Origin of the sequence: Pseudomonas paraversuta (genome assembly GCF_904063065.1) — a bacterium.
Lineage (GTDB): Bacteria > Pseudomonadota > Gammaproteobacteria > Pseudomonadales > Pseudomonadaceae > Aquipseudomonas > Aquipseudomonas paraversuta.
Window position 1 is genome coordinate 336,894 of sequence record NZ_CAJFCL010000002.1, and the last position, 23,133, is coordinate 360,026.

General features: G+C 54.4%; 37 protein-coding genes and 1 pseudogene. 19 read left to right on the plus strand and 19 right to left on the minus strand.

Annotation, left to right across the window (positions count from 1 at the left end; all coding sequences use genetic code 11):
• Nucleotides 1-131: 131 nt before the first annotated feature.
• Nucleotides 132-1,079 (minus strand): DNA cytosine methyltransferase, encoded by a 948-nt coding sequence (locus JQ845_RS04580; protein WP_203008513.1) that lies wholly within the window; start codon nucleotides 1,077-1,079, stop codon nucleotides 132-134.
• 80 nt (nucleotides 1,080-1,159) lie between these two features.
• Here JQ845_RS04580 and JQ845_RS04585 point away from each other — a divergent pair, with 80 nt between their 5' ends.
• From JQ845_RS04585 to JQ845_RS04595, 3 genes are all read left to right on the plus strand, one after another.
• Nucleotides 1,160-1,633 carry a hypothetical protein gene (locus JQ845_RS04585; protein WP_203008515.1) on the plus strand — a complete coding sequence of 158 codons (474 nt, stop codon included), beginning with the start codon at nucleotides 1,160-1,162 and terminating at the stop codon, nucleotides 1,631-1,633.
• Between the two features lie 103 nt (nucleotides 1,634-1,736).
• Nucleotides 1,737-1,952 (plus strand): hypothetical protein, encoded by a 216-nt coding sequence (locus tag JQ845_RS04590; RefSeq protein WP_203008517.1) that lies wholly within the window; start codon nucleotides 1,737-1,739, stop codon nucleotides 1,950-1,952.
• Between the two features lie 87 nt (nucleotides 1,953-2,039).
• Nucleotides 2,040-2,243 (plus strand): hypothetical protein, encoded by a 204-nt coding sequence (locus JQ845_RS04595; RefSeq protein ID WP_203008519.1) that lies wholly within the window; start codon nucleotides 2,040-2,042, stop codon nucleotides 2,241-2,243.
• On the opposite strand, the gene JQ845_RS04600 is transcribed toward JQ845_RS04595, so the two are convergent.
• From JQ845_RS04600 to JQ845_RS04625, 6 genes are all read right to left on the minus strand, one after another.
• Entirely contained in the window at nucleotides 2,244-2,555 is a 312-nt protein-coding gene (locus JQ845_RS04600; protein ID WP_203008521.1) for a hypothetical protein, read from the minus strand. It abuts the gene before it with no gap.
• A 78-nt stretch (nucleotides 2,556-2,633) separates the two neighbouring features.
• The gene (locus tag JQ845_RS04605; RefSeq protein WP_203008523.1) at nucleotides 2,634-3,095 is read right to left on the minus strand and encodes a hypothetical protein; all 462 of its coding nucleotides are present in this window, start codon (nucleotides 3,093-3,095) and stop codon (nucleotides 2,634-2,636) included.
• The gene (locus JQ845_RS04610) at nucleotides 3,095-4,738 is read right to left on the minus strand and encodes a YqaJ viral recombinase family protein (protein WP_203008525.1); all 1,644 of its coding nucleotides are present in this window, start codon (nucleotides 4,736-4,738) and stop codon (nucleotides 3,095-3,097) included. Before JQ845_RS04610 ends, JQ845_RS04605 begins: the two co-directional genes overlap by 1 nt.
• Nucleotides 4,735-5,625, minus strand: a complete 891-nt coding sequence (locus JQ845_RS04615) for a RecT family recombinase (protein WP_203008527.1) — start codon at nucleotides 5,623-5,625, stop codon at nucleotides 4,735-4,737. Before JQ845_RS04615 ends, JQ845_RS04610 begins: the two co-directional genes overlap by 4 nt.
• A gap of 158 nt (nucleotides 5,626-5,783) precedes the next feature.
• Complete coding sequence (locus tag JQ845_RS04620; RefSeq protein WP_203008529.1) at nucleotides 5,784-6,233, minus strand: hypothetical protein; 450 nt, start codon at nucleotides 6,231-6,233, stop codon at nucleotides 5,784-5,786.
• On the minus strand, nucleotides 6,230-6,481 hold the full coding sequence (locus tag JQ845_RS04625; RefSeq protein ID WP_203008765.1) for a hypothetical protein: 252 nt from the start codon (nucleotides 6,479-6,481) through the stop codon (nucleotides 6,230-6,232). Before JQ845_RS04625 ends, JQ845_RS04620 begins: the two co-directional genes overlap by 4 nt.
• Nucleotides 6,482-6,783: 302 nt before the next feature.
• Here JQ845_RS04625 and JQ845_RS04630 point away from each other — a divergent pair, with 302 nt between their 5' ends.
• Nucleotides 6,784-6,939, plus strand: a complete 156-nt coding sequence (locus tag JQ845_RS04630) for a hypothetical protein (protein ID WP_203008533.1) — start codon at nucleotides 6,784-6,786, stop codon at nucleotides 6,937-6,939.
• A 73-nt stretch (nucleotides 6,940-7,012) separates the two neighbouring features.
• On the opposite strand, the gene csrA is transcribed toward JQ845_RS04630, so the two are convergent.
• Nucleotides 7,013-7,198, minus strand: coding sequence for a carbon storage regulator CsrA (gene csrA / locus JQ845_RS04635; RefSeq protein WP_203008536.1), 186 nt, complete (start codon nucleotides 7,196-7,198; stop codon nucleotides 7,013-7,015).
• 408 nt (nucleotides 7,199-7,606) lie between these two features.
• The gene (locus JQ845_RS04640; protein WP_203008539.1) at nucleotides 7,607-8,104 is read right to left on the minus strand and encodes a hypothetical protein; all 498 of its coding nucleotides are present in this window, start codon (nucleotides 8,102-8,104) and stop codon (nucleotides 7,607-7,609) included.
• Nucleotides 8,105-8,248: 144 nt separating this feature from the next.
• Between JQ845_RS04640 and JQ845_RS04645 the strand changes: the two genes are divergently transcribed.
• Nucleotides 8,249-8,509 (plus strand): hypothetical protein, encoded by a 261-nt coding sequence (locus JQ845_RS04645; protein ID WP_203008550.1) that lies wholly within the window; start codon nucleotides 8,249-8,251, stop codon nucleotides 8,507-8,509.
• A 245-nt stretch (nucleotides 8,510-8,754) separates the two neighbouring features.
• Here JQ845_RS04645 and JQ845_RS04650 read toward each other — a convergent pair whose 3' ends face one another.
• The 8 genes from JQ845_RS04650 to JQ845_RS04680 form a co-directional block, all read right to left on the minus strand.
• Nucleotides 8,755-9,189: a hypothetical protein gene (locus JQ845_RS04650; protein WP_203008553.1), complete on the minus strand. Its 435-nt coding sequence runs from the start codon at nucleotides 9,187-9,189 to the stop codon at nucleotides 8,755-8,757.
• Between the two features lie 500 nt (nucleotides 9,190-9,689).
• Complete coding sequence (locus JQ845_RS04655; RefSeq protein ID WP_203008555.1) at nucleotides 9,690-10,160, minus strand: hypothetical protein; 471 nt, start codon at nucleotides 10,158-10,160, stop codon at nucleotides 9,690-9,692.
• Nucleotides 10,153-10,542, minus strand: a complete 390-nt coding sequence (locus JQ845_RS04660) for a helix-turn-helix domain-containing protein (RefSeq protein ID WP_203008557.1) — start codon at nucleotides 10,540-10,542, stop codon at nucleotides 10,153-10,155. The genes JQ845_RS04655 and JQ845_RS04660 overlap by 8 nt, the downstream gene beginning before the upstream one ends.
• A gap of 15 nt (nucleotides 10,543-10,557) precedes the next feature.
• Nucleotides 10,558-10,986, minus strand: a complete 429-nt coding sequence (locus JQ845_RS04665) for a type II toxin-antitoxin system RelE/ParE family toxin (RefSeq protein ID WP_203008559.1) — start codon at nucleotides 10,984-10,986, stop codon at nucleotides 10,558-10,560.
• 194 nt (nucleotides 10,987-11,180) lie between these two features.
• A complete protein-coding gene (locus tag JQ845_RS23025) occupies nucleotides 11,181-11,462 on the minus strand; it encodes a hypothetical protein (protein ID WP_236010183.1) in 282 nt (93 codons plus the stop codon).
• 295 nt (nucleotides 11,463-11,757) lie between these two features.
• The gene (locus JQ845_RS23235) at nucleotides 11,758-11,889 is read right to left on the minus strand and encodes a YHYH domain-containing protein (RefSeq protein ID WP_095021058.1); all 132 of its coding nucleotides are present in this window, start codon (nucleotides 11,887-11,889) and stop codon (nucleotides 11,758-11,760) included.
• 85 nt (nucleotides 11,890-11,974) lie between these two features.
• A complete protein-coding gene (bamE, locus tag JQ845_RS04675; protein ID WP_203008561.1) occupies nucleotides 11,975-12,265 on the minus strand; it encodes an outer membrane protein assembly factor BamE domain-containing protein in 291 nt (96 codons plus the stop codon).
• A gap of 81 nt (nucleotides 12,266-12,346) precedes the next feature.
• The gene (locus JQ845_RS04680; RefSeq protein WP_203008563.1) at nucleotides 12,347-13,072 is read right to left on the minus strand and encodes a S24 family peptidase; all 726 of its coding nucleotides are present in this window, start codon (nucleotides 13,070-13,072) and stop codon (nucleotides 12,347-12,349) included.
• 420 nt (nucleotides 13,073-13,492) lie between these two features.
• Here JQ845_RS04680 and JQ845_RS04685 point away from each other — a divergent pair, with 420 nt between their 5' ends.
• From JQ845_RS04685 to JQ845_RS23350, 12 genes and pseudogenes are all read left to right on the plus strand, one after another.
• On the plus strand, nucleotides 13,493-13,915 hold the full coding sequence (locus JQ845_RS04685; protein ID WP_203008565.1) for a phage regulatory CII family protein: 423 nt from the start codon (nucleotides 13,493-13,495) through the stop codon (nucleotides 13,913-13,915).
• 165 nt (nucleotides 13,916-14,080) lie between these two features.
• Nucleotides 14,081-14,935 (plus strand): replication protein, encoded by an 855-nt coding sequence (locus tag JQ845_RS04690; RefSeq protein WP_203008567.1) that lies wholly within the window; start codon nucleotides 14,081-14,083, stop codon nucleotides 14,933-14,935.
• Complete coding sequence (locus JQ845_RS04695) at nucleotides 14,932-15,675, plus strand: replication protein P (protein ID WP_203008569.1); 744 nt, start codon at nucleotides 14,932-14,934, stop codon at nucleotides 15,673-15,675. Before JQ845_RS04690 ends, JQ845_RS04695 begins: the two co-directional genes overlap by 4 nt.
• Nucleotides 15,675-15,890, plus strand: a complete 216-nt coding sequence (locus JQ845_RS04700) for a TraR/DksA C4-type zinc finger protein (protein ID WP_203008571.1) — start codon at nucleotides 15,675-15,677, stop codon at nucleotides 15,888-15,890. Before JQ845_RS04695 ends, JQ845_RS04700 begins: the two co-directional genes overlap by 1 nt.
• Nucleotides 15,883-16,470, plus strand: coding sequence for a DUF1367 family protein (locus tag JQ845_RS04705; protein WP_203008574.1), 588 nt, complete (start codon nucleotides 15,883-15,885; stop codon nucleotides 16,468-16,470). The genes JQ845_RS04700 and JQ845_RS04705 overlap by 8 nt, the downstream gene beginning before the upstream one ends.
• The gene (locus tag JQ845_RS04710) at nucleotides 16,467-17,069 is read left to right on the plus strand and encodes a recombination protein NinG (RefSeq protein ID WP_203008577.1); all 603 of its coding nucleotides are present in this window, start codon (nucleotides 16,467-16,469) and stop codon (nucleotides 17,067-17,069) included. The genes JQ845_RS04705 and JQ845_RS04710 overlap by 4 nt, the downstream gene beginning before the upstream one ends.
• Nucleotides 17,066-17,743 carry a hypothetical protein gene (locus tag JQ845_RS04715; RefSeq protein WP_203008579.1) on the plus strand — a complete coding sequence of 226 codons (678 nt, stop codon included), beginning with the start codon at nucleotides 17,066-17,068 and terminating at the stop codon, nucleotides 17,741-17,743. Before JQ845_RS04710 ends, JQ845_RS04715 begins: the two co-directional genes overlap by 4 nt.
• A 170-nt stretch (nucleotides 17,744-17,913) precedes the next feature.
• Entirely contained in the window at nucleotides 17,914-18,786 is an 873-nt protein-coding gene (locus tag JQ845_RS04720) for a hypothetical protein (protein ID WP_203008580.1), read from the plus strand.
• A gap of 137 nt (nucleotides 18,787-18,923) precedes the next feature.
• On the plus strand, nucleotides 18,924-19,259 hold the full coding sequence (locus JQ845_RS04725; protein WP_203008581.1) for an MFS transporter: 336 nt from the start codon (nucleotides 18,924-18,926) through the stop codon (nucleotides 19,257-19,259).
• Nucleotides 19,249-19,569, plus strand: coding sequence for a hypothetical protein (locus JQ845_RS04730; RefSeq protein ID WP_203008582.1), 321 nt, complete (start codon nucleotides 19,249-19,251; stop codon nucleotides 19,567-19,569). The genes JQ845_RS04725 and JQ845_RS04730 overlap by 11 nt, the downstream gene beginning before the upstream one ends.
• A 240-nt stretch (nucleotides 19,570-19,809) precedes the next feature.
• Nucleotides 19,810-20,016, plus strand: coding sequence for a YodC family protein (locus tag JQ845_RS04735; protein WP_203008583.1), 207 nt, complete (start codon nucleotides 19,810-19,812; stop codon nucleotides 20,014-20,016).
• A 141-nt stretch (nucleotides 20,017-20,157) separates the two neighbouring features.
• Nucleotides 20,158-20,286: pseudogene (locus JQ845_RS23350) on the plus strand (DUF7681 family protein); the annotation flags it as partial.
• Nucleotides 20,287-20,289: 3 nt separating this feature from the next.
• Here JQ845_RS23350 and JQ845_RS04740 read toward each other — a convergent pair.
• Nucleotides 20,290-20,742 (minus strand): hypothetical protein, encoded by a 453-nt coding sequence (locus tag JQ845_RS04740; RefSeq protein ID WP_203008584.1) that lies wholly within the window; start codon nucleotides 20,740-20,742, stop codon nucleotides 20,290-20,292.
• Between the two features lie 76 nt (nucleotides 20,743-20,818).
• A complete protein-coding gene (locus tag JQ845_RS04745; RefSeq protein WP_203008585.1) occupies nucleotides 20,819-21,028 on the minus strand; it encodes a hypothetical protein in 210 nt (69 codons plus the stop codon).
• Nucleotides 21,029-21,127: 99 nt separating this feature from the next.
• Between JQ845_RS04745 and JQ845_RS04750 the strand changes: the two genes are divergently transcribed.
• Both JQ845_RS04750 and JQ845_RS04755 read left to right on the plus strand, forming a co-directional pair.
• Nucleotides 21,128-21,877, plus strand: a complete 750-nt coding sequence (locus JQ845_RS04750; RefSeq protein WP_203008587.1) for a terminase small subunit — start codon at nucleotides 21,128-21,130, stop codon at nucleotides 21,875-21,877.
• On the plus strand, nucleotides 21,852-23,132 hold the full coding sequence (locus tag JQ845_RS04755) for a terminase large subunit domain-containing protein (RefSeq protein ID WP_203008589.1): 1,281 nt from the start codon (nucleotides 21,852-21,854) through the stop codon (nucleotides 23,130-23,132). The genes JQ845_RS04750 and JQ845_RS04755 overlap by 26 nt, the downstream gene beginning before the upstream one ends.
• Nucleotide 23,133 lies beyond the last annotated feature (1 nt).

A 23,133-nucleotide genomic window follows, 5' to 3' on the forward strand; every position in this document is an offset into this window, starting at 1 on the left:
ATCATCAGTGGGAACTTGATAGCGGCTATGGCGGGTGGCTATGCGCCCGATGTCGAGGACGCACGTGCAGTGCTGAATCGCATGCGTGACCGTAGTGAAGTTCCGATCCTTTCGACTGCGGATATACAACTTCATCGGCTTCCCAATTGAGCCAGTAAACGCTGGCCAATCCAGCGAACCACTGTGACGGCTTTAGAGTTGCCAATCGCCTTGTAGCGGAGACCGTCGGGGCATTCGCTGGCAGGCTTGCCGCGCCAAGAGATCTGCGTGTAGTTGTCTGGAAAGCCTTGGCATCGTTCCCACTCAATCACGCTGGTGCGGCGAACGCCTTCGGGCTCCAATACATAGGCCTCTCTGTCATCGAGAGCGCCTCCCCCTTTAGCCGTGAGAGTAGGATGAAGTGACAACTCCTCCGGCCGTCGCGGCGGGCTATCCCGGCGAGTGCCTTCTGACTCAAAAAGTACCTTGATGGGATCGAACCCGTCTCGAGCACTTGCGATAACGAACACACGACGGCGTCGTTGGGCCAAGCCGAAATATTGGGCGTCCAAGACCCTCCACGCGATTGTTCTTTTGGGTCCATACACACAACCAGCGTCCGACCACCTTTTCCCTGAAGGCTGCAATTCGCAGTCTTCCCCAGCAAGCGCGCCAAGAAAGCATCCGAAGGCGTTCCCTTTGTCGCTGAGGACGCCTGGGACGTTCTCCCAGACGATGACGCTGGCGGGCTTTCGCTGGCCGGCGCGAACATAGTCAACTGCATCTGCAAGCTCCACGTATTTGATGGTTAGGGCGCCGCGCGGGTCTGTGAGGCCTTCGCGCATACCAGCGACCGAGAAGGCCTGGCACGGGGTGCCGCCGACTAGTACGTCCGGCGCCGGGATCTTTCCGGCAAGCACCATAGCAGCCAGCTTGGTCATGTCGCCGTGGTTCGGCACGTAGGGGTATTGGTGGGCTAGGACCGCCGAGGGGAACGGCTCAATCTCGGCGAACCAGGAAGGCACCATGCCCAGCGGGTGCCAGGCATGTGTCGCGGCTTCGATGCCGCTGCACACAGAGCCATAGGTGATATTGGGCATATGGGATCCTCGCCGGCTGGCGTGATTCGTTTATATGGGGTATTGGTTCTCCAAAGAAATGCTTCGGAGGCATGTGTTGAATGGTTACGTTTTGGGTGCCGCTTGTTTTGGCAATAGTGGGCACAGCAGTAGGTGCCTATTTTGCGATTGTCAGAACCAAAAGAGAAAAACTATGGACGGAGCGATATAGTCGGATTGGTTCAGCGCTGGAAAAAACTGATTTGATCCATCGCTTTCTTGATAGCGAAGTTAATGGCGATCATCAGATTCACGGATTGACCACCCATGAAAAACAAGAACTCGAAACCAACTGGCCTATAGCAAGATACAAACTTGCGACAGACATTATTATGCTGGAAATGCTCTTCAAGGCAGATGAGTTTAATGAAACCTCTAGGCGTTGGATCGGGCTTCAGAAGAAAATTTTCGCGCTTATCGAAGACTCATCACCACACGATCGTCACGAGTACATAGCGGATGCGCGTACAAAAGCAGAGAAGCTTCGAGCTGCTTTGATTGATCTATCCAGGCGGAACTGCTTGGGTTGGTTTTAACAATGGGCCTTGTCCGTCTCTTTCCAATTTGGCTGTGGGTGGAAATTTTAATTTGGCTTGGGTATTACGGGTCACCGGCATAGGGCCGGATCAGGGGGTAAAAATGTCATTCGATAAACGCACCCGCCGATTCATGAGTGGACTCGATACAGCAAAGTCTCAAGCTGCAGCAGATGGCATAGAGCTAACGCCGGACGAAGCTGCGAAGGCGGCGATGAAAAGAGCTCTAGGGGCGAAGAAAGGGAAAGCCCGCAAGAAAAAGAAGGGTCGCGGCGGATCGCCGTTTTTGCCAGGCAGCTTCGAAAGCTCTTCCAGGTGAGCGTTGCCCTCCGTAACCTGTGATGGCAATTTGGTTCCTGTTGGGGTAATACGGATGGCGGCATGGAGCCGGATCAAGGAGAAATACGTGAATAAAAGTGAAGCAAATTTGGCTGACGCTGCGGTAGCAATAATTCTGGCTGCCAGAAAACAGAACATTGATTTAAATTTGCTGGAAATTGATGCGGAATCAGTCGTCATGGATAGTGGCCGTATGGCCGTGAGCCACGATGATATTAAGAATGTCCACGCAATAATTAGACAAGTGATGGAAGAAGCAAAAAAACGCTAATTAGTCATCCCGACCAATCCTCAAAGCCTCACGCTGGTAAGCAAGCTCCAGTTTGCGCGACACGCTTTCATTGATCGAGATTTTGTGTCGCGGAGGCTTTAGGAGTTGCGCAGATCCAGCAGGACCGAGGGCATGCAGGTGATGAATCATCAGCGTCATGGCCTCGCCCTGTTCCTCGATGCCGTGCCAGGCCATCAAGTCAGCCAGCGCTTGCCTGGTGCCGGCCATGGCATGCATTCGCAACTCTTCCTCGCCGCGGGCTTTTCGCTTCGCCGCAGTCTTTGCTGATCGTTCTTTCTGCTGGGCAGCCATTGCCTACCTCTTCAATTCCGCTGGCCGGCAGTGCCAGCCATGTTTGACGTTTGCGTTGCTGGATGCGGGCTATGCGTTTCATGCCGCAACCTTTTGCTGGTTCCAGGCGCCGACCGCTTCAAAGATCCGTGCTGCGTGATTTTCTTCGAGCGATATCGACTCAGGAATGGCGATCCACCCCGAGGCCACCATCTGGTTTTGGTTGGCTGCGTCGCGCAGTTGCTTGTAGCAATGCTCGATCACGTCCTCCAGATGGTCGGAGAGATAGACGCCATCGGGCGCAATCTCTACTGACTTGCTGTAGCGGTCACCGCGAGCATCAATACAAAGAACGCTGAGGTAGATCGTCCAGCGGTGGGCAATGCTGCACACTGCCTGCCCAATCTTCCCGGGCGCGATGTTCTTCAGCGATTTGTAGTTGATCATTCCCTGGTAACCACTAGGGTCGATGTTAACCACTGCCACATGGTTGGTGGCCAGCAGTGCTCTGCATGATCGGTCGATACGGGCCTTGAGGTTATGCGGTTTACGTTTACTCATTATGCGGCCACCTTCACCAGCCTCACACCGGCCATGCTGAACTTGGTGCCCAGGTCCGCGACAAGGGCGTCGAGATTTTCCCAATCCACTTTCAGCATCGAGATTGGGGCTTGGCCGTAGGCGACAGCCTTGATCAAAGCTTCTAAGTCGTAGACGTCAGCCTGCATCGCTACCGTTTGAGTGGTTTGCGTTGCGGTAGGCTTCTGGGCTTCCTGTGATACCGGCGCGGCTCTGGTCGGGGCCGACGTCGCGACAGGTGCAGACTGAACTACAGGTTCGACGACAGCCTTGGTTTTCGCTTCATCCTCGATCCGCTGCAGCTCTTCGTTTCTAATCCTCGTCCGGGTGGCTTCTGCTGTCACTTCTTCGGATTTCTGATGGTCAGAGATTCGCACCTTGATCAGCGCCACCAGGTCGTCGTTAGCCTTCAGAACAAGCTGCTGGAGGTCATTGAACAAAAACGTGTGGTCTACGGCGAGCTCGCCATAGCTAGCCAGGTTGGCGAGAATGCTGTCACCGATCTGACTGGCGGTGATCTTGGCCCGCGCCAACTCCGAGTCGGCAGCGTCGCGCAGGCTGCTGATCGATTTCTTACCCTTGATGGCGCCGGCGAAGTCGGCAGGAACGGCCGGCATGCGGGCCTTACCGCGCAGCGAGGTGTTGATTTGGTCTATGTGCGCCTGCAACGCTTTCGCGGCATCCATGACAATATCTTCGCGGATGCTCACCTTGCGGGCCTTCACCAGCTTGTCGAGCATAAGGCGCTTTGCGCGCGCCTCGGCGCTGATCTCGTCGATGGTTCGGAAAAGGGCGTCGATGCTTTCGGTCTGGCTCAGCGCATGTTGTTTGGCCGCGGCCAACCGCTCTTCGACGTCTCCGCACCATTTGACGGTCTTCTCGGCGTCGGCGAAGTGCTGGTCTGTTTCCAGCTCGGTGTTGATCGACGCGAAGACAGCCAGCGAGTGAACCTTGAACTGCTCCAGGTTACTGGAGGTGACCATGCCGGTGACTTCGATGCGTAGCGCTGGAAGGCTATTTGGCGTCTTGCCGAGCGCTTCGGGCACGACCTCGGTCGGAGTGAAGTCGAGTAAATCGGCTTGGAACTGCTTCCAGCCGGCAACGAGTGTCGCGGCGCGGCCGGGCACTGGCGTGTATTCCATCGACACGAATTTGTCTTCTGTGCCGTCGGAGCAAACGAAGATCACTTTCTCGGCGCCGCTCACCAGCAGCTGCTGCTCGAGCTGCCAGTAATAGTGCGGATCAAGGTTCCCGGCCAGCACATCGGCGGCGAGCTGCTCGTTCCACATTTTGTGCTCGAACAGCGTTTCGCCGAGCATGGTGCAGCCGTCGAGCGAGGCGAGCAGGTCGCCGTGGGTACCGACGATGGGGAACAGGTCTTCGCCGATCCGACCTTCCAGAATTGGGCGAGCCATCGCTTCAGCTTCGTGGCCTTTGTCGAACAGGTATTTCTGCACCCACCACGACACATCGCGGTCGAGGCCGGTCTTTTTGGCGCTGAGTAGTTCGGTACGCTTCATCTGCTTCGAAGCACCCATCATGGCCGGGGCCTCGGAGGCGGTGAAGTAGTTGGCGCGGAGCGCATGCCAGGCTTCGGAGCCCTGAGCGACGTTATGGATTTTCATTCTTGCTCTCCTTCAATGGGGGCGAGCGCTTTGATCTTTGCGATCTGCTCTTCGCTCAGGGTGAATTTGCTGCTGACGGTTGCAATCAGGTGGTCAGGTGCTGACCTTCCGGAGTCGACCGCTACGCGCCACTTGGGCAGGTTCTCGGCAAACTTGTCGTCGGGGTAGGGTGGAAGCTCTGCGGTGGCCCGGCCCTTAGGCGGCGAGACATCGCGGATAACCGGGGCGGCTTCTTCGAGCTCGTCCGGGCTGTACACGCCGAGAATCACATCAGGACAATAAAGGCGCGACCAGCGTTTGGTGGCGAGGTAGGCCAACTGCTGGCGAGGATCATCAGCCCACAGCGTGCTGTTGCGGGTGCGGGCCTGGGCCAGCAGTAACTCAAGAACGCGGGGCTCATCTTCGCCGCGGAAGGTGGCCCAGACTTTGACACCCAGGCCTTCCTCATCTTCGAGTTTCCAGCCTGGCTGACGGTATTGTTTGCCTTCGCTATTGGTCTTGATGTCGAACTTGCCGATCACTTTTTCCCAGGCGCCGTACCACTCGTAGTGCAGGCGATCCAGAACCGGTGCGCAGGTGGTGATGACTGCATTCACAAGCTGGGCTTCGTAGCCGAGAACGCCATTCACCAGGTGCGTTTTCTGCGCAACCGCGAAGGGGTTCATTTTCCACTGCATTGATTGCATTACGACCGCCAGGCAATCCGCCGAGTTACCGTTGAAATGCTTCGGCACCGTGGCGCGGCCGGTGGCCATGACGTCGGCCAGGCGCATCATCTTGTCCAGGCTGTCGCCATCGAGCACCAGGGCGCTGGTACTGGTCGCAGCATGAGGGAGGACGTGCAGGGTTTGTTCGTGCGCCACCGGCGCCACGCTTTGTGCGGACATAACAATTCCTTGCCGCGCACTGGCGCAGCTTTTGAAAGGTGTGTGCTATTGAGGGACTGGCGCTGAGAGGGCGCTGAACAACATGAGCGCGGTGCAGGTGCCGAGGGCGAAGAAAGAGCTGCGCCAGAATACGAAGCGTCTGGTGCGTTGTTGGCCTGTCATGCTGCCTCTGCCTTGCGCTGCTCCGCCGGATCCGCTGCTCGATCTACCTCCAGTTCTTCGGCCCGGGCCAGGCCGTACTCGTTGGCGTGTGGCCGTATCAGAGCCTCGGCTACATCATGCAGCGCGGTGGGGTGATGCTTGGCCTTGGGCTGGCCCAGAGCCTTGCAAGCCAAGTCGTAGGCGTTGCCGTGTATGCGGCGCCCGTCGGCAACTATCTCGCAAAGCAATTGTTCTATTGGATACTCACGGCTGTCAGTCAGCAGCGGAGCGATGTGCTCCTGTGCGCCAAGGTGTTCGGCCAGCGCTTCCCACAACGACTGCGGAGTGACCAAGACAACCGGTTTTCTATGGGCTCGGGGCGCCGTGACATTGTCGCCGCAGATCAGCGAGTTGATTGCATCGTGGAGCCAATCTGGCCCTTCTGGCGTATCGAGAAAATCAGTCATGACTCGCCTCCTTCCAGGCGTCTAGCAAGTGCGCAGGCTTCGTTGTGGTTGCGGCGAAAGCCCATGACCTTTCCGGTACGGTTGTCCACCACATGGAAGAAGTCGCGTCCCGCCGGCTTCACTGTCATCCGGTAGGTGACCACCGGTGCCGGCCGCCCAATCAGCCTGTAGAAATCGGCAGTGGCAATACGGGAGCGCTGATGCAAGCCGTCGACGATGTCGCGGCGCGATTGAATGCTGTGATGCATGGTCGCCTCCAGAATGGCGGGTATGGGTTCAACAAAATTCGGTTGCACTCTTTTGTTCCGCTGGTTGCCGTTAGGCGCGGAGGGGAGTGCATGCGGGTAAATTGCAGGACGAGAGAGCCTGTGATCAGGCTTTAAACGTAGTATTGGCCAATGAATCATTGAGCCGTTTTGTAGTCGTATCCGTGACCTTAATTTTCAGGACGCTCAAATGAAGCGCACAGCCATAATGATCTTGGCCTTATCAGGCTCTCTCTTGCTGGGTGGCTGCATGCCTATCTGGGATGACGGAGGAAGACATGGTCATGACCGTGATCGACGCTACGACAATGGCCGTGGGTACGACCGAGGTCATGATGATCGGGGTTATGACCGAGGGTATGATCGTGGTGACAATTATCGACGGTATGACCGCGATCGTGACGATAGGGACGACTGATCCTTTCAGGCCTTATCTCTGAGCACGTTTAATACGTGCTCTTTGCGGCTTTATCCTGCTGCCACTAGTGAGTGCGCAGAAGTGACACTTTCTAATCAAGCCGCCCTTACTGACTCGCGCTCTGCCTGAATCCGCAGGTAAATCTCTTCCCGGTGCACAGCCACATCATCCGGGGCAGTGATTCCGATCTTCACTTGCTGCCCGCTAACACTCAGCACCTGAATGCTGATGTCGTCGTTGATGCGGATGGTTTCGCCTACGCGGCGGGTGAGTATCAACATGGTCCTACTCCTTGGTTGTTTTCCCAATGCACCCGGGTTACCAGGTGCATCAGTGAAAAATTCCGTTCTCTTGCACAGGCCAACGTTCGCTTTCACGTCAACTCCCATCAGGCCTTTGGCCGTCAAGTCATCACGCGCTTCTCCAGCGCGCCCTCCGAATGAGGTCTCCTGTGCCCAGCGCCGACATAAGGTCGAATCGCTGCCTACCGTTACGCGGTAGGTCTGCTGGCTATGCATCGGCCAGCTCGGCGTCCATCAGGTTGTTAAAGAGCGGGTCGCTGCGGTGTGTTGCTGCGATGGGTTAAAGTTACCTCATGGTAATAATTTAAGTCAATACCGTTTGGTAATTGATTTTCTCTGGGCACAAAAAAACCCGCTCAGTGGCGGGCTGGAAGACGGATCGGCTTATCAGGATTGCGGCTTGCAATCCTTAACGTTTTCAAACGAGAAGCTTACGACGGCAGAAACATTTGGTTCTTCGCCCTGAAACTCAGCTGAAATCTCGGAAAGGTTATCGCTAAGTTTGTACTTCTCTGACGACCACACTACACCCCAAGATACTGCTGGGTCTTTCGCGGGCAAACCGTACCTGGTTTTGAGGTCTAGCATTAACGGCGAAGCGGTCTGACGTACGCTTTCAAACCTCATCTGCACCATGCATAGCTGCCCCTCAGGACTAAATACATACTCGTATGTATCGGCCGCGGAGGTCATCGAGGGGGCTTGTTTAGAGCTAAACATCGTGGTGCCGATGTTGTTACTTCCGACAGACTCTAGAACTGAATATTTTCCTAACTGCTCTTTGCTGATTCCCATTTTTGTGCCGGCAGGGCCGCTCCACGGACCGTCGTCCGAGCACCCGGAAAGCGCTACGCAAATGGCAATCGAAGACATCCATGATTTCACAGCGACCCCTCCTATAATTAAGCCCGAACTCTACCATTCGTGGCGCACGGCCACCATTGGGCAGGGCAGGCCTGTAGGCGCTACAGGCAGATATACCTTTCCACGGCTATAGTGGAATTTCACAACCCAATAAGAGAGAGCGTTATGAAACGATCAGTTCTGTTTGTTTTAGCCGGCTTAGTCGCGACTCCCATTTTTGCTGCCGATGATATGTGCACCATCAATCTACAGAAGCTGTCCGACTACAAGGCCACTGCCAGCACCTTGGGGCAGCCGCTGCTCGACCAGATCCGCGATGCGAGAATCGAGGCACAAAAAGCAAAGGCGGCAGGTGACACACAGAAATGCATCAGCCTGACTAACAAAGCGCTGCAGGATGTTGTGAACTCACAAAAAGGCCAGTAGCTGAAGGGACTGGACGCCCATGCTACTTAGGTCGCTAGTCGTCCATGCTTTCTCACAGGCACAGCAGTGGTCAGCGAATAACAGGCAATAAAAAGCCCGTACAGGCGGGCTCTATACAACACTAGGGACGCTGGTCATTCAGCGCGACTAATGTGAGGTTATGCTGAGTGCCTGTTCAATGGTTGGACGACGATACGTAAAGCCCGGCGCTAGGACAGGGCTCTCGCATCGATATGATGCTTGGCTCATCGGCGGTTCTTGTTCTTGTTCTTGTGCTTGTTGTTTCTCTTGTGATGCTTGCCACTTGAGTTGTGCCTGCTGCCGTCGTCGGCAAGGTTATTGCCTACTGCGCCGCCGGCAGCACCGCCAAGACCAGCGCCTATGGTGGAGCCAGTAGAGCCACCTAGTTTATTGCCGATAACCGAACCTCCAGCCGATCCAATGCCCCCACCAATAGCAGCTTCGGTTTTGTTGCCTTTTGGTGCGCCTATAGCGCTACCAGCAGCACCACCTATGCCCGCACCTACCGCTGCGCCAGTTGATCCGCCTAGTTGTTGGCCTACGATATTGCCAAGTGAGCCACCAACGCCGCCTCCAAGTGCAGCTGTGCCGTCTCCGGCGGCCATTGCGCTTTGAGAAATCAGAGCACCCAAAGCTAGGGACGCTATTGTCATTTTCATTTTTTTGAACCTATATGGGGTCAGTAGGCGCTTACGGTTTAAAGGACGCCTAGTATTAAGATCAACGGGAAAGCTCAAAGTTCTATGCAGTCAATGCCATGAAGTGAGTGGTTGTAACAAGATATGCCGTGATGGATTCGGCTGCAGAACTCCTCGATTTGTTGGGTGCTCTTGGGCAACAAAAAGCGCGTATACGAGCTAAAGTCGAGCTTCCTGGGGGAGGGTGATCAAGGAAGCTCCGGCTGGGCGAGGAACTAGATAAATACGGGTAAAAAAAGCCCGCCCTGGTGGGGTGGACGGGCTAATACCGAGAGGATGGAGCCTCGACTCAGTGTTTGGAGTCTAGGCGGGGTGCGGGGGATTGCAAGGGGTGAAAAGCCCAGCGCGGGCCGGACTTAGCTTCCCGTAGGCGTGGGCTTGGCTGTGCGAACGGACAGTTTCTACTTAGCAACTGACTTGTGATACGAAGGGGCACGGATGGCAGCGGAATCGCGTGGCATCTAGTGTTCCTTTTTAATTGGCTTCTTTTTTTTGCTGGTGTGAACTTTAACAAGGTCAGCAATTATGTTCTCGGCAAGTTGCTCATGACTTATAAATGGGACTATGTAAGCCCCCCATGGGGCGCGGGAAGTTATAGAAGAAATGATTTCCCGCAGGCTTCCGATAAGCATAGTAGAGATGTCAATAGCTATTTCTTTTCGAGCTTTATCCGCTAGCTTGTACAGGTCGGTATTGCAGTCAAATGTTGCATAAACATGGACGTCTAATTTGTATGGTAGGTTGTTTTCGATATGGTCGTTATTACTAAGTCCAATGTTTATTTGGATAGTATGCTCTTTGTCTTGGCTAGTGCTACTGCTAAGATTAATCTGTAGGTCCTCTACGGACTCATCTGTGTCGTGCTCGGGCACAGCCTCAATATTGACCTTAGGGAAGACAATCCACGCAGGACTTAATAGTAATTTATCCATGAGCTAGCACTTTGATTTGTTTTGGCGCATCTGCAGGAAGCGCGGTCCAGAGTTTAGGGTGCTTGTCTACGATTTTCTTTTTAGACGAAACAACTCCCATCCACTGTATAGATTCGTGAGGGTCAGATAGATGAATGCAAAGTTTGGTGTTTAATGCTTTTGATATTTTCACCATGGTTTCTATGGTGAAATTCGCATCACCTTTTAGGATTTTGGTTATATAAGCTGCAGAGCATCCGATATTTTCTGATAGTTCGGATTTTGATACTTTTTCTTTTGTCATTATCGAATGTACGGAAATCATAAAGTCTTGCTTTGCTGATTCAAACCAGAACTCTAAGCTTTCCTTGCTTTTAGATTTCAATGCGGCATAGCTGTTCATAGTGATCTCGATAATTCATGGGTCTTCTTTAAATAGAGGGACTTCTATATTAGCGTCTAGTAATTTAAAGTAGGCTCTTTTGATTTTTGTAGCGATGGCTTTCTCAGGAGGAGGGGTTTTTCTACCCTTTTTAATGAAACAGTGTGAGCAAATAACAATTTTATTGCCCTTGCCATAGAACCAAATGAGTCGTAAGTCGCCCTTAATAAACTCAAAAAGCTTCTCGTTTTCATCGATTTCATGGCAAATACCATCATTCAGCATCCTTTGGCCATGCTCGGAAAATTTACCAAGCATACTAATCAATCCAGCTATCGATTTCTGATAGTTAGATCCGAGGCTGATAAGAGACTCAGTCAGCGGGCAAAAAAACTCTCCGGCGGCATTGAGTTCTTGGGCTGCGGTTACTGTCCATTTTCCATCCTCTAAGATAAGCAGCCTCATCATGTTAACCTATAGGTTAATAGTAGTCTATAGCTAGATCTGGGGTGGGGTGAGGCTTCACATGGCAGGTTCTTGCTTCCGACAGCTGATTTTCGCGTGCAGGCTGGCACCTTTAACTCCCTGTAAAACGCATTTTGCGTAGGACCTGAATCCTACAGGATAACGCTGCACGATGGCTATTTGCGACCATGAGGCTAGGGGCACGCTTGTATTGGGGTGGTGGCGGGATGGTATTTTCTAACAGCCTTCGCCCTAGTGATGACTCCCGCCTTCACCTCATCCGCATACCCCGCCAACCGACCCTCCCCAGCCTGAAACAAAGTGCACATTTTCAGTACTGCCTGCGCATCCGCCTCATGCCCCGATTGACTCAGTCTCTCGGCGATCCTCTTCAACTCTACGGCCGACCACTTCAGGTCTGAGGCGATGCCCTGTAGGTCGCGCTTTCGGTCTTGTTCTGGTTTATTGAGCGCCATGAATCCCCCTGAAAGTCGTGACTACGCCAAATCACTCAGTCTTCGCCCTGGTGATGACCTCTGCCTTCACCTCATCCGCTAGCGCCGCAACCCGGTCCGCATCCTCATACAGCTTCGCAATCAGCTTCAGGACGGCCGCTACTTCGACATCTCGGCAGTCCTTGGTGATTCTGAGTACTTCGTCCGCAGCTTGCTCAAGGCCAAATACTAACTCCTTGAGTTCGTGGCGCAGCTCTGGTTGGGCGTGGTGAGGGGCATAGGGGGATTTCCCAGTTTCAAATGAACAGGGAGAGGATCAGTGGCAGTGCCGAGTTCCGGCTTTTTTATCGTTATGGCATCCCTGCTTATCGGTTCGACCGCCGTGAGCGATAGCGGACACAGATGTGATTGCCAGTGCAGCAGCCAGTATCAAGGTGAAGATTTTCATGACGCACTTCCTGTGGTTATTGAAAAAACTACAAATCCCCGCCGCGCCAGATGATTCGGCCTCTTGGACTAGAGGAGAGCGTCACTTACTCGGTCACTTCCGGCAAGAAGGCTTTAGGTATGGTTGGTACAGTCGCTACTCGGCCGTCCTTGAACTCAAACGAAACTGATTTCGCTCCGCCGAACGCTGTGGCATGACTCCACACCCACATCTGCGAGTCGCCTTTGCTTACAACTGAGTAGGGATTCCCCATCAGCTCGTAAACCTGCTCCTCGGTCATGCCGACTTTCACCTTGCTGGCTTCGCCAAATGTAAATGGTGTTCCGGCGCATGCAACCAGAAGGGCTGCCGCTGCGATTATAAGAACTGCTCTCATGCTGTTTCCTTGATGGTAAGGGTCGCTATCCAGCGCCGCCAACGCGCCAGATGATTCGGTCGAGGATGTGGTGCTCAGCCATTAAAGCCTTCTAGCGTTCCAAGCAAGCAGAACGCGGGCGTGGACTACCAGCGACTCAAGTTCCGCGCCTTTGATGTCGTAGGTTGGAAAGGCCTCGTTATCTGAAATCATGCGAATCATCTTAGGTAGCCTCTGCAATCGCTTGATGTAGAGCATTCCGTCGAGGGTGAAGGCATAGACACCATCAACCACAACCTCAGTGATGCCTTTATCGACAATCAGCGGGTCTCCGCTTGAAAACGTAGACCCCATGCTTTCGCCGAAGCCTGTAATGACCGCAAGATTTTCGGCGTGAGTGTAAATAATGCCTTGCTCGCGCAAGTACTCACTCCGGACGGTGATATTTTTCACCGTTTCAACGTATTCCTTGGGCGAAAATTGGCCAGGTCCCATCGACGCTCGCACATCGTATTGGGGGATGCAGATGTCACCTTGGCGAGGCTTTTCGATACCTACTGTTATCGCTGTTACTTCCTCATCCTGCGCTCCCATAGGGGCATCAAGGGCATATCTTGTCAGGCCAAATGCCTCTTCTATCTCGCGCGCAAAATCCTCTCCAATCGTCTTGGCGCCGTTTTTCTCTGGCTCAAAAAGACATCTAGATATGAAATTCTGCGGTTTTTTGAGCTTCTCGGCTAGGCGTGACTGAGCGCCACGAGCGCCTAAGCCGAACTCTTTGTCCATCAGCTTTTTTAAGTTGTGCCTGCGCACTTCACGAATATCCATGAGGTGATTCTCTATGGGTCATTACTGATTGGTAAATGACCATTCGGTATTGATTAAATGGTTACCGTGAGGTAATAATTGCGTATCACATAGGAGAACCGTGATGCGAACCAAGCACACCCAGCTTTTAGAGTGGCTAAAAAGCGCCTCAGATGAAGTCATTGGGCGAACCGGTACTACTCGGGGCTACTTGAAGCAAATCGCCTACGGCAACAAGCAAGCTTCAGCCGCGCTAGCTGTTTCGCTTGAGCGGGAGTCCCTTGGCGCTACTAGCAGAAAGTCCCTGCGTCCTGAGGATTGGAGCTTGATTTGGCCAGAGCTAGCATCTGCCGCCTGACACCCCCGTCTGCCGCTCCAGTGGACATATGTTTATCAATCCATCTGGCAGGGCGCTACGGAAACAGAGTTGAGGTTTTACGAATGGAAGATTTTCTGCGGGCCTGCCAGGGCGCCGTTCTGGATAACGAGGCGAAAGCACTGGCAGCCAAAATGGGGGTGCCACACGTAAGCCTGCTTCAGCGCGCCAACCCGGACAACGATGCTCATCACCTGACGATTGAGCATCTGTTCGGGATTTTGCTGCACACCGGCGACCTGCGACCGCTTGCGGCGCTGGCCAATGAGTTTGGCTTTGATCTGATATCGAGATCAGCGCCGGAGCCGCAAGCACTCACCAAGTCGCTGATCAATGTAGGCAAGGAAGTAGCCGACCTGACTATCGCAGTTCACCAGGCCCTGGATGACGACCACGTCAGCAGCTTCGAAAAGAGCTTGATCCGCCAAGAGATCAATCACGTTCGTCAAAGTCTCGATGTGATGGATGCGTCGGTTAAGGCTGCCTGAATTTCAGGCACAAAAAAGCCGGGATTACGGCCCGGCTCATTGCTACATCTGCGAGGCGATCATGAGTCCACAATTTATCCCCGTCAATACCCCTTCAAGTGTCGCGACACGTTTTGCTGATTCTGAAAACGTGTCGCGCGCTCATTTCGGTCGAGTTATCGGCTGATGAGCAACTTCAATGTCATTCCACTCAAAACGACCGGGGGATTCACCCGGATGGACAACAAGCTCATTGAAGCCCTGATGGTCGTCGACCTTCCAGGGCGTGAGCTGAAGGTGGCTCTGTTCGTCGCGAGAGCTACCATCGGCTATCAGGTGGCCGAGACCCGCATTCAGGCTACAGAAATCGCCAAGGCTACAAACGTGCACCCTGACGTTGCTTCCAAGGCTATCAGCCACTTGTTGAAGCGCCGCATCCTCTACCGCATAGGCGGATCAAGAGGGGATATTGGCATCAGCGATCCGTCTGAATGGGTTTACTTCGACCAACCAAAACAATGTCCGACTCAGACCATATCGTCCGACTCGGATCAAAAGGGCCGAGTCGTCAGCATCACGAGTCAGACCAAATCCGACGACTCCCTTCTTTATACAAAGAAAAACCCCCTATTAACTCTTTCTTCGAAAGAGATTAATCCGCCCCCAGCTGAATCTCCTGCTGTCGTGGAAGGCAAGCCAGCCCGCAAGCCACCGTTCGGCATGGTCCAGATGCTGGCCGACAACCCGCACCAGATCCCTGATCAACTGCTTGTGGATTGGCTGGCCCTGCGCAAAACCAAGCGCGCCGCCGTCAGCCAGACCGTATGGGGATCGCTGAACGCTGAACTGTCCAAGTGCGTCGAGCTGGGCATCACCGCCTCTGACGCGATGACTGAGGCGCTGGCTGCTGGCTGGCAGGGGTTCAAGGTCAGCTGGATTGTTAACCGCCTAACTCTGTCTGATCGGCCCCCAACCATTGCATCTGCTGGCCCCGATTTCTACAGTCAGGCATGGCGCACCGACATGAGCGACGAGCTATGAGAATCGTCAAGTCAGTCCTGCCTGCTGCCGCAAGCGCTGTACGGGCTGGTCAAGGTTATGTGCCGCCCCCCGTGCAGCTTGGCAGGGTCGACAACCAGACCGCAGAAGTGGTCGAGAAGATTTTCCGTCAGCTCAAGGCGATTTTCCCCGCTTGGAAAACGGCATGGCCAGACGAGAAGGCGCTCGGTTCTGCTCAGCGCAGTTGGACCAAGGGCTTCATTGACGCCGGCATCTGCGACATCCACCAGGTTGAGTTCGGTATCAAGCAATGCCGCAAAAGCGGATCACCGTTCGCGCCAAGCATCGGCCAGTTCATCCAGTGGTGCACACCCGGCCCGGAGGCCTACGGCATGCCTACCGCAGCTGATGCGTGGCTGGAAGCCCTGATGGGTACCGCCAGCCACGATACGGTGCGAATTGCGGCCAATGCGATAGGGCTTTTTGATCTGCGGGCAGCCAAGCAGGAAGACAAGGCGATGCGTGCTCGTTTTGAACGCAATTACGAAATCGTTCTGCGCCGCGCCCAGGCCAATCAGCCGCTAGACGGCAAGATCCTCACGGGTATTGGTCACGACAGTCAGAAGTCGGAGCTGGAGAGGGCTGAGGAGTACGCCAATCTCCGGCAGACCAAGCTTCTGGAAGTCCAAGGCATCCCATCTGCTGGCGGGGCCGCACGCGCCCAGTTGCTGGCACGACTGAACATCAAGCGCGAACCACAGCGCAGCAAGGAGAATTTCTGATGGCTGATGACGTCGATTTTGCAGACGAGCGTATTGAAAAAGAACTGGCCTCAGCCCTTGCTGCTCGCGTGGTTTACCGCGGCGAAAGCGCTCATGAGTGCGAGTGCGGCGAAGTGATTTCAGAAGGGCGCCGTGCTGCGGTACCGGGCGTTCAGGACTGCATCACCTGCGCTGAGCGGGCTGCACTGAAACTGCGAGGTGTTCGCCGTGGCTGAAGTCGCATTGATCCGCACTGCGCAAGGGCTGGTACCGGCAACCGAGGCGGACCGCGAACTGACCCAGAAGTGGAAACTTGGCCAAGTCATCCATGGACGGTTCACAAAAATGCGCAACGCCAAATTTCATGGGAAGTTCTTCTCAATGCTCGATCTGGCGTGGGAGTACTGGGAGCCTGTCGGAGGGCTGATTCCGCGGCAAGAGCTTCGCGGCATTCAGGGGCTGGCCAAGTTCTTCGAAGCGCAGAGTGGAAAGCCCGGGCAGTTATCGGATGCAGTGGCGGCGTATATCGCAGGCCTTGAGTTTGCCCGGGCTGAGCGCTTCCCGGCGGTTGATAAAAGCCGCGAAGCCTTTCGTGAGTGGGTGACGATCGAAGCTGGCCACTTCCACCTGGTGCGCACCCCTGAGGGCATCCGCAAAGAGGCCAAGTCGATCAGCTGGGCCAACATGGATGACCTCGCATTTGAGCCGCTTTATCGCGACGTTTTTAACGCCTGCTGGCGACTTGTGCTGTCCGCGCACTTTGAAACGGAGCAGGACGCCTTGAGTGCTGCGGATCAGATTGGGAGTTATGGATGAGCATTTCCCCAAGGCAGCCCAAACCAAAGAAATGCCGAGTCGCAGCGTGCGGGGTTTTATTCGTCCCTGCACGTTTGGGCCAGGCCGTATGCAGTCCTGCTTGCGCGATTCTGGATGCTCCGAAGAACCTTGAGCGGGCGCGCAAATCTCTGGCCCAGATCGAACGCCGGGAGATCAAGGTTCGCAAGGAGAAGCTGAAGAGCAGGGCGGATCACTTGCGCGAGGCTCAAGCCGCCGTAAACGAGTTTATCCGCCTGCGTGACGCCCACCTGGCATGCATCAGCTGCGATTCGCTGCCCAACGATTACGACCTTATGACCGGCAGCCGTTGGGATGCTGGGCATTATCGATCCGTAGGCGCCTGCCCTGAACTGCGTTTTGAGCCGATGAACATCCACCGCCAGTGCGTGAAGTGCAATCGCAACTTGTCGGGTAACGCCGTTGAGTACCGCATCCGCCTGGTGCTTCGCATCGGCGCCGAAAAGGTGGATTGGTTGGAAGGGCCTCATCCGGCCCGCAAGTACACCGTAGAAGAGATCAAGGCCATCAAGGCTGACTATCGGGCAAAGACCAGAGAACTGAAGAGGGCGGCGGCATGAAACTGATCAACGCAAGGCAGGTATGGACTGAGGCTCAGCACGAATCGAACGCGTCGATCAGCGCTGTGGCCATCGATAAAGCGCAATCAGCACCGATCAAGAAGGGTCAGCGGATGCGTCGGGCCGAGGCAGTTTTCGCTGCACTGGGTGACGACAAGGAAGAGCGGATTCAGATCGTGCGCCAGAAGATCAGTATCAGCGAGACGCGCGGCACGCCTATTGGTCGGTCTACCGCCCGCGCCGCGCACCTGGCGACCATCGGTAAGGTGTTGCGCGCCATCGACACACTGCCGTTCCAGGTGCAGCAGTTCGGCCACTATCTCTACCATCCCGCAATGAACATGCGGCACCTGCTGAATGCGGTGCTGCTGATCACCGCTAAAGCTGCGCTGCCAGACCTGACATCGTCCAAGCGCGTGAAGGCGCAGTACCTGGTTACCCTAGCCCTGCAATCGTACAAGGGGGAGGTGGTCGGGTCTGCCGAGTGGGGGCCTGCCCGTGTTGCCGCTGAGATGCTGACCTTCTTCGGCGTCACCATTGATCCCAAGAACTGGACGCGTGACTGGCTCGACCTATGGGAATCCCTGAAAGAGGTGATCAAGGAAGTGGATATTCAGGCTCAGCAACCTATATGGCAGGTGATTCACTCGGAAAAAGATCAAGATGCGGCATGATCATATTGACATGACGGGGTTTTGCGCGTAGTTTTCCCATAGTGCACAAGTAACGCGAAACGCACGCGAAATTCGAAGCCCGGCTTTAAGCTGGGCTTTCTCGTTTTATAGAGTCCCGTTTCACCTTGCGTGATGGCATTATGACTCCTATTTGATCTAGGAGGTTCGTGATGGGTGACGCTATGATCACCGCGATTGCTACGGGGCTATTGGTTCTCGTTGGTTTAGCGCAAGTTGTAATTTTAATTGGGCAGCGCAGACAACTGCGTCTGGACCTTGCCGAGTCGTACCGTCGCCGGTGGACTGAGTGTCGCAAAGACTGGGCAGGCCTTGTATTTATTGGTCGCGCTTCTGGCGAATTTTATCAAGTTGGAGATCGAGAAACTGTAAAGATGCTTGAAAGAGCGGTCGAACAGTATGACGGGCGTAGCCGCGATGCTTGGGTTTCGGACTCAGTGCGCTCAGTAACTTCTATGCTTAGTGACATATCTTTGCGAATCCTTCAAGGTCAGCTTCACGTGAGTGATGTGTACCCTATTTTTGGAACTGAGCTACTTCGACACAGCAGAGCATTGCGCGTACTGTTGGACGTCGAATATATGCACAGTGGTTATGGGCTCTGTGATGACCCCGATCATGTCTGCAAGCATGACTACCTGCGAGGGCATGTGCAGGAGTGGCTTATTTATCACGACGGAATTCGTCGCAGATGTCTTATCCTGATTGATTTGTTATGGGCTGAGGCATCTAGGCTTGAGGACTTGCCTCCGCCGGAGCTGAAAAGCGCAGCTGATGCCAAAAAACTGAGCGGAAAAGACAGCAGAAGTAGGCTCTTTAGCGAGTTCAGACGCTTAAATGGTGTTACGGCTTTCCGTCGGGGCTTGCAGTTGAGAAGTTTTCTTCGTCATGCCGAGTATCGTCAAAAACTCTCAAAAACAGGCATTGATCCGAAGCGGCTGGCTATGCTCGAAGCGAAATGGTTGGATCGGTTATTACATAAGCAGCGCTTAACATTTAGCGGTGCGGGCAAATACGGGCGATAGATCCACTTTCACAATCACTACAGGCCTCTGCAAATGCAGGGGCTTTTTCATTTTCGGCTCCACCACACCCATTGCTCCGAACTGGGAGTGCTGCTGGGGCTGATTCAAATCTTGTCATGCCCCACGGAGTCGAGCGCATGGATTTACTGCACCGCCTGCTCGACAGGCTCGACCTCCTAATAGCGGGTCTATTTGGGGTGATCGTCGCCAGCTGGTGGCACAAAGATGATCTGACCGATTGGCGGGCCTGGATGATCTTCTTGATCACTGGGGTTTCCTGCTCGCTGTACCTGACAGGAATGGTGAGTGCTTACCTGGGCGTAACTGAGCCAAGCATCGTCGCCGGCATTGGCTTTCTGCTGGGCACATTCGGCGGCTCTCTCCTAGCAGCAATCAATCGAGCCATCAAAGCGGCCGACCTTTGGGCGCTTATCCGTCAGAGGTTCGGGGGAGGCAGAAGCGATGAGCCTTGATCTGATCAACTCCATAGCCTGCGGCCTGATCGCCTTGTGGGCATTCTGGTGCGTAGTGAGCGGGAAGGTGCGGGACGGCATCCTTGGCAAGCTGATCTATTCGATCATCGCGATCAGCGGCTTTGTCGTGATGTCGCGCAACCAGAATATCTTCCTCGCACCGACTACGGCAGGCACGACGCTTCTTGTGTTCCTAGCTCTGGCCGGCCTACGTCACATCTTCATGGTCATGTACTGGCAGCGGGTTAAAGCCTGGCTGTGCCGTACGCTGAACTGTGAGCAGTGCATGGGCTGTGACAAGCAGAAGTAGCCGCGACACGTTTTCGAATGCGCCAAATCATGGCGCGGATCGGCATTCGCGTTCACCGCAATGGATATGGGTGCCACTGCTTATCAGGCGGAGGGGATGGCTGCAAAGCGTGACACGAACACCGGGGGGGCGATACGGACATTTTTGGTTACCAGTCCAGCTGTGGCCCAGTCGCTCTCCTGTTGAGTTTGGGCTGCTTGCTGTCCATGATGGCCCTTCAACTATCCAAGGAGTAGGGCGATGTCGGAATTCAGCAATGGTGATGTGGTACAGCTCAAAAGTGGCGGGCCAAATATGACGATAACGGACATTGACGATACGCCAAGCTCAGATGACATCTACAGTTCTGGCACGCCATTTCGTGTCGAGATCTATTGCAAGTGGTTTGATGCCAAGCATGCCCTTCAAACAGGTACGTTCTATCCGGAAAGCCTTATCAAAGTTTAAATTTGACCCAGATAGGGTTTGACAGCATCTCTGTCGAATTCAGGCCTCGCCAATAGCGGGGCTTTTTATTGAGTGGAATTCAATATGACAACCAAGCAACCCGACTGGGAGCGCATTGAACAGCTCTTCCGGGCTGGTTAGCTGTTCAGGCAGGTCGGCCAAATCGAAGGTGTAGACCCGCGCCTGCAGGCCTTGGCCAAGATCAACTTGCAGCAGGGCTTCATGCAGTTTGTGCGCTCCATTGCCAAGCCTGCTGATCCGTTCGATTAAGATTTAATTCGTCCAGCTCATAGCAGTGTTAACTGCTAAACCGTAGCCTTTACTAAGCACTTCGCCGGCTAGTTCTTTTAGTTTAGAGGTGGCTCCGTCTTTGGCGGCAGCCGTTAGGCGCCCACCAAGAGTTTCGCCGCCAACACTTTGCGGAATTGCCTTCAACACTTCCAGGGCTTTGGCAGTGAGTGTGCAGCTTGCGAAGGTGCAGGGGTATGAGGAAGAGTATCGAGACACAACGTAGCCAGACTCAATTAGCCACTGAATAGTGTTCTCGAAAAACTCATATGGCTCACCACCGCTGCGCTGCTCATGCTCCGATATCGGCGCGTCGTAGATCAAAGCCTCCGCAAATTGCATGACGTTGAGGTCGATAGCGATTGGGAAGCTCTGGTATAGCTTCGAGAAAACTAAGCCGGTTAGCTGATCGAATCGATCAATGTTCGAGTCTTGCATTCAATTCTTCCTGAGCTTTTGAATTTGAAAGCATGTAGGCCAAAGGTGTGCCGCAGGTGAGTGCGGCACAGGTTGATCACTTCACTTTCAAGGCTTCTTGGATCTGATCCGCGTACTTGCTGAGGTTATTGAGTTCTACCGCCAGTGAGACGTTGGTGTTGGAGCCAGAAACGGCAGCCTCAATGAGCTGTGTGGCCGCAGCTACGGCATATGCCCTGGTCCTTTCCGCGCTGTGATCATGATGCGAAGAGGTTTGGTAAATGTTTTCTCCTACTGCATTTGCCATGGTGCTTTCCTTCCGTTGAGTTGGTCCTCACCAATACCGGCAACGCGCCACCATTTCAAGTACTGCCCGAGCGAGGCACCAGAATCTTAAGGAATTCCCATGGCGCTGACAGCAAAACAGCAGCGCTTTGTCGATGAATACCTGAAAGACCTGAACGCCACGCAAGCTGCTATCCGTGCGGGCTACAGCAAGAAGACGGCAAATGTCATAGCTGCTCAGAACTTATCAAAACTTAACATCCAATCCGTGATTGCTCATCGCATGGCTGCAAGAGGCCAGAAGGCCGCCATTACTCAGGAAATGGTGCTTGAGCGGCTATGGATGATTGCCACTGCGAACCCTAATGAATTGATCGAGCATCGGCGCGGCTGCTGCCGGCATTGTTTCGGTATTGACCATCAGTATCAGTGGAAGGATGAAGAGGAGCTGCTGAAAGCGGTATCTGATGAGGCTGACCCCGAGGATGTGTCGGAAGATGGCGGGTTCGGATTCGATCCCACGATACGACCTCACCCAAAGTGCCCTAAGTGCAGGGGTGAGGGGTTCGGCTCAGTTCATGCTCACGACTCTCGCGATGTGAGCGCTGCCGCATTGGCGCTGTACGCCGGCGTGAAGCAGACCAAGGAAGGATTCGAGATCAAGATGCATGACCAATTGGCCGCGCTCGACAAGGTTGCCAAGCACTTGGGCATGTTCACCGACAAATCCAGTTCGCCTCTCGATGATGAGATGAAACGACTGAACATCGAGAAGCTCCGCCGCGAACTGGAAGACCCGAACAAGGGCTTGCCGGAACCCAAGCAAGTCATCATCGGGGTAGAAGATGCAAGCGACCCTGAAGCTGAATAAACCCCAGTTCGATTTCATCAGTCACCCCAAGAAGTTCTCAGCATTCGTTGGCGGCTACCGTAGCGGCAAGACGTTCGTTGGCTGTGTTCGGATGTGCATAAACGCACTGGAGCACCCAGGCATCCCGCAAGGCTACTTCGCTCCGACCTATCCGCAGATCGCCGACATCTTCTACGACACCATGCCGGTGGTTGCTGAGGCGTTCGGTCTGTTCGCTGACATTGTGCCGAGCAGGAAGCGGGTGTACCTACGCGACAACCGAGGTCGATGTCTATCGACGATTGTCTGCAAGAGCATGGAGCACCCGCACCGTATCGTTGGCTTCAACATCGCTCATGCCTTAGTCGATGAGATCGACTGCATGCCGATAAAGAAGGCCGACAGTGCCTGGAAGAAGATCATTGCGCGGATGTCGACTGTGCAGCCGGGCAGGGATGAGAACACCATCGACGTCACCACGACGCCAGAGGGGTTCAACTGGGTCTATCGCAAGTTCGTCAGAGAGTTGGCAGAGGATCCTGAGCAGCGACCGCTGTACGGGATTGTGCATGCCAGCACACGACAGAACGCCAAGAACCTGCCGAAGGACTACATCTCGTCGCTGCGTAAGTCATACCCGGCCAACCTGGTTGATGCGTACATCGACGGTCTGTTCGTTAACCTGACCTCTGGCAACGTGTACCCGAACTTCTGCCGGCGCCTCAACCACACGAGCGAGATGATCCACCCGGGCGAGGCGCTGCACATCGGGATGGACTTCAACATTAACCGGATGGCTGCCTGTGTGTTTGTCCTGCGGGGTGGTCAGGCCATGATGCTGGAAGAGATCACCAAGCTATTTGACACACCTGCAATGGTCGCAGCGATCAAGGGGCGTTATTCAGGCCGCAGCATCACCATCTACCCAGATGCCAGCGGCAAGAACCGCAAGAGCGTTAATGGCTCTGAGTCTGATCACGCGCTGCTTCGTCAGGCTGGTTTCAACGTCCAGGTGAATCCGTCAAATCCGTTTGTACGTGACCGAGTGCTCGCAGTGAATGCCCAGTTCCTGAACGGGCAGGGTGAGCGCCGACTCTTGATCAACACCGATAAATGCCCTCATACCACACAGGTGCTGGAGCAGCAGGCCTATACCGATCAGGGTGACCCTGCCAAAGACGGCACGGAAGACCCGGCAGACGCCTTTGGGTACTTCGTTGTCCAGCGCTTCCCGATCATCCACAACATCGCCACCGTGCAGCCGCTGAGAATCTAAT

What these genes read in the sequence shown, in the direction of transcription:
- JQ845_RS04730 (WP_203008582.1), top strand. Translation starts at nt 19,249, where the DNA reads ATGAGCCTTGATCTGATCAACTCCATAGCCTGCGGCCTGATCGCCTTG.
- JQ845_RS04695 (WP_203008569.1), top strand. Translation starts at nt 14,932, where the DNA reads ATGAGAATCGTCAAGTCAGTCCTGCCTGCTGCCGCAAGCGCTGTACGG.
- JQ845_RS04655 (WP_203008555.1), bottom strand. Translation starts at nt 10,160, where the DNA reads ATGGATAAATTACTATTAAGTCCTGCGTGGATTGTCTTCCCTAAGGTC.
- JQ845_RS04725 (WP_203008581.1), top strand. Translation starts at nt 18,924, where the DNA reads ATGGATTTACTGCACCGCCTGCTCGACAGGCTCGACCTCCTAATAGCG.
- JQ845_RS04715 (WP_203008579.1), top strand. Translation starts at nt 17,066, where the DNA reads ATGAAACTGATCAACGCAAGGCAGGTATGGACTGAGGCTCAGCACGAA.
- JQ845_RS04585 (WP_203008515.1), top strand. Translation starts at nt 1,160, where the DNA reads ATGGTTACGTTTTGGGTGCCGCTTGTTTTGGCAATAGTGGGCACAGCA.
- JQ845_RS23235 (WP_095021058.1), bottom strand. Translation starts at nt 11,889, where the DNA reads ATGAAAATCTTCACCTTGATACTGGCTGCTGCACTGGCAATCACATCT.
- JQ845_RS04680 (WP_203008563.1), bottom strand. Translation starts at nt 13,072, where the DNA reads ATGGATATTCGTGAAGTGCGCAGGCACAACTTAAAAAAGCTGATGGAC.
- JQ845_RS04625 (WP_203008765.1), bottom strand. Translation starts at nt 6,481, where the DNA reads ATGCATCACAGCATTCAATCGCGCCGCGACATCGTCGACGGCTTGCAT.
- JQ845_RS04745 (WP_203008585.1), bottom strand. Translation starts at nt 21,028, where the DNA reads ATGGCAAATGCAGTAGGAGAAAACATTTACCAAACCTCTTCGCATCAT.
- JQ845_RS04665 (WP_203008559.1), bottom strand. Translation starts at nt 10,986, where the DNA reads ATGAGGCTGCTTATCTTAGAGGATGGAAAATGGACAGTAACCGCAGCC.
- JQ845_RS04740 (WP_203008584.1), bottom strand. Translation starts at nt 20,742, where the DNA reads ATGCAAGACTCGAACATTGATCGATTCGATCAGCTAACCGGCTTAGTT.
- JQ845_RS04610 (WP_203008525.1), bottom strand. Translation starts at nt 4,738, where the DNA reads ATGAAAATCCATAACGTCGCTCAGGGCTCCGAAGCCTGGCATGCGCTC.
- JQ845_RS04735 (WP_203008583.1), top strand. Translation starts at nt 19,810, where the DNA reads ATGTCGGAATTCAGCAATGGTGATGTGGTACAGCTCAAAAGTGGCGGG.
- JQ845_RS04600 (WP_203008521.1), bottom strand. Translation starts at nt 2,555, where the DNA reads ATGGCTGCCCAGCAGAAAGAACGATCAGCAAAGACTGCGGCGAAGCGA.
- JQ845_RS04710 (WP_203008577.1), top strand. Translation starts at nt 16,467, where the DNA reads ATGAGCATTTCCCCAAGGCAGCCCAAACCAAAGAAATGCCGAGTCGCA.
- JQ845_RS04700 (WP_203008571.1), top strand. Translation starts at nt 15,675, where the DNA reads ATGGCTGATGACGTCGATTTTGCAGACGAGCGTATTGAAAAAGAACTG.
- JQ845_RS04620 (WP_203008529.1), bottom strand. Translation starts at nt 6,233, where the DNA reads ATGACTGATTTTCTCGATACGCCAGAAGGGCCAGATTGGCTCCACGAT.
- JQ845_RS04615 (WP_203008527.1), bottom strand. Translation starts at nt 5,625, where the DNA reads ATGTCCGCACAAAGCGTGGCGCCGGTGGCGCACGAACAAACCCTGCAC.
- JQ845_RS04755 (WP_203008589.1), top strand. Translation starts at nt 21,852, where the DNA reads ATGCAAGCGACCCTGAAGCTGAATAAACCCCAGTTCGATTTCATCAGT.
- JQ845_RS04660 (WP_203008557.1), bottom strand. Translation starts at nt 10,542, where the DNA reads ATGAACAGCTATGCCGCATTGAAATCTAAAAGCAAGGAAAGCTTAGAG.
- JQ845_RS04685 (WP_203008565.1), top strand. Translation starts at nt 13,493, where the DNA reads ATGGAAGATTTTCTGCGGGCCTGCCAGGGCGCCGTTCTGGATAACGAG.
- JQ845_RS04650 (WP_203008553.1), bottom strand. Translation starts at nt 9,189, where the DNA reads ATGAAAATGACAATAGCGTCCCTAGCTTTGGGTGCTCTGATTTCTCAA.
- JQ845_RS23025 (WP_236010183.1), bottom strand. Translation starts at nt 11,462, where the DNA reads ATGGCGCTCAATAAACCAGAACAAGACCGAAAGCGCGACCTACAGGGC.
- JQ845_RS04590 (WP_203008517.1), top strand. Translation starts at nt 1,737, where the DNA reads ATGTCATTCGATAAACGCACCCGCCGATTCATGAGTGGACTCGATACA.
- JQ845_RS04750 (WP_203008587.1), top strand. Translation starts at nt 21,128, where the DNA reads ATGGCGCTGACAGCAAAACAGCAGCGCTTTGTCGATGAATACCTGAAA.
- JQ845_RS04690 (WP_203008567.1), top strand. Translation starts at nt 14,081, where the DNA reads ATGAGCAACTTCAATGTCATTCCACTCAAAACGACCGGGGGATTCACC.
- JQ845_RS04605 (WP_203008523.1), bottom strand. Translation starts at nt 3,095, where the DNA reads ATGAGTAAACGTAAACCGCATAACCTCAAGGCCCGTATCGACCGATCA.
- JQ845_RS04645 (WP_203008550.1), top strand. Translation starts at nt 8,249, where the DNA reads ATGAAACGATCAGTTCTGTTTGTTTTAGCCGGCTTAGTCGCGACTCCC.
- JQ845_RS04630 (WP_203008533.1), top strand. Translation starts at nt 6,784, where the DNA reads ATGACCGTGATCGACGCTACGACAATGGCCGTGGGTACGACCGAGGTC.
- bamE (WP_203008561.1), bottom strand. Translation starts at nt 12,265, where the DNA reads ATGAGAGCAGTTCTTATAATCGCAGCGGCAGCCCTTCTGGTTGCATGC.
- JQ845_RS04720 (WP_203008580.1), top strand. Translation starts at nt 17,914, where the DNA reads ATGGGTGACGCTATGATCACCGCGATTGCTACGGGGCTATTGGTTCTC.
- JQ845_RS04580 (WP_203008513.1), bottom strand. Translation starts at nt 1,079, where the DNA reads ATGCCCAATATCACCTATGGCTCTGTGTGCAGCGGCATCGAAGCCGCG.
- csrA (WP_203008536.1), bottom strand. Translation starts at nt 7,198, where the DNA reads ATGTTGATACTCACCCGCCGCGTAGGCGAAACCATCCGCATCAACGAC.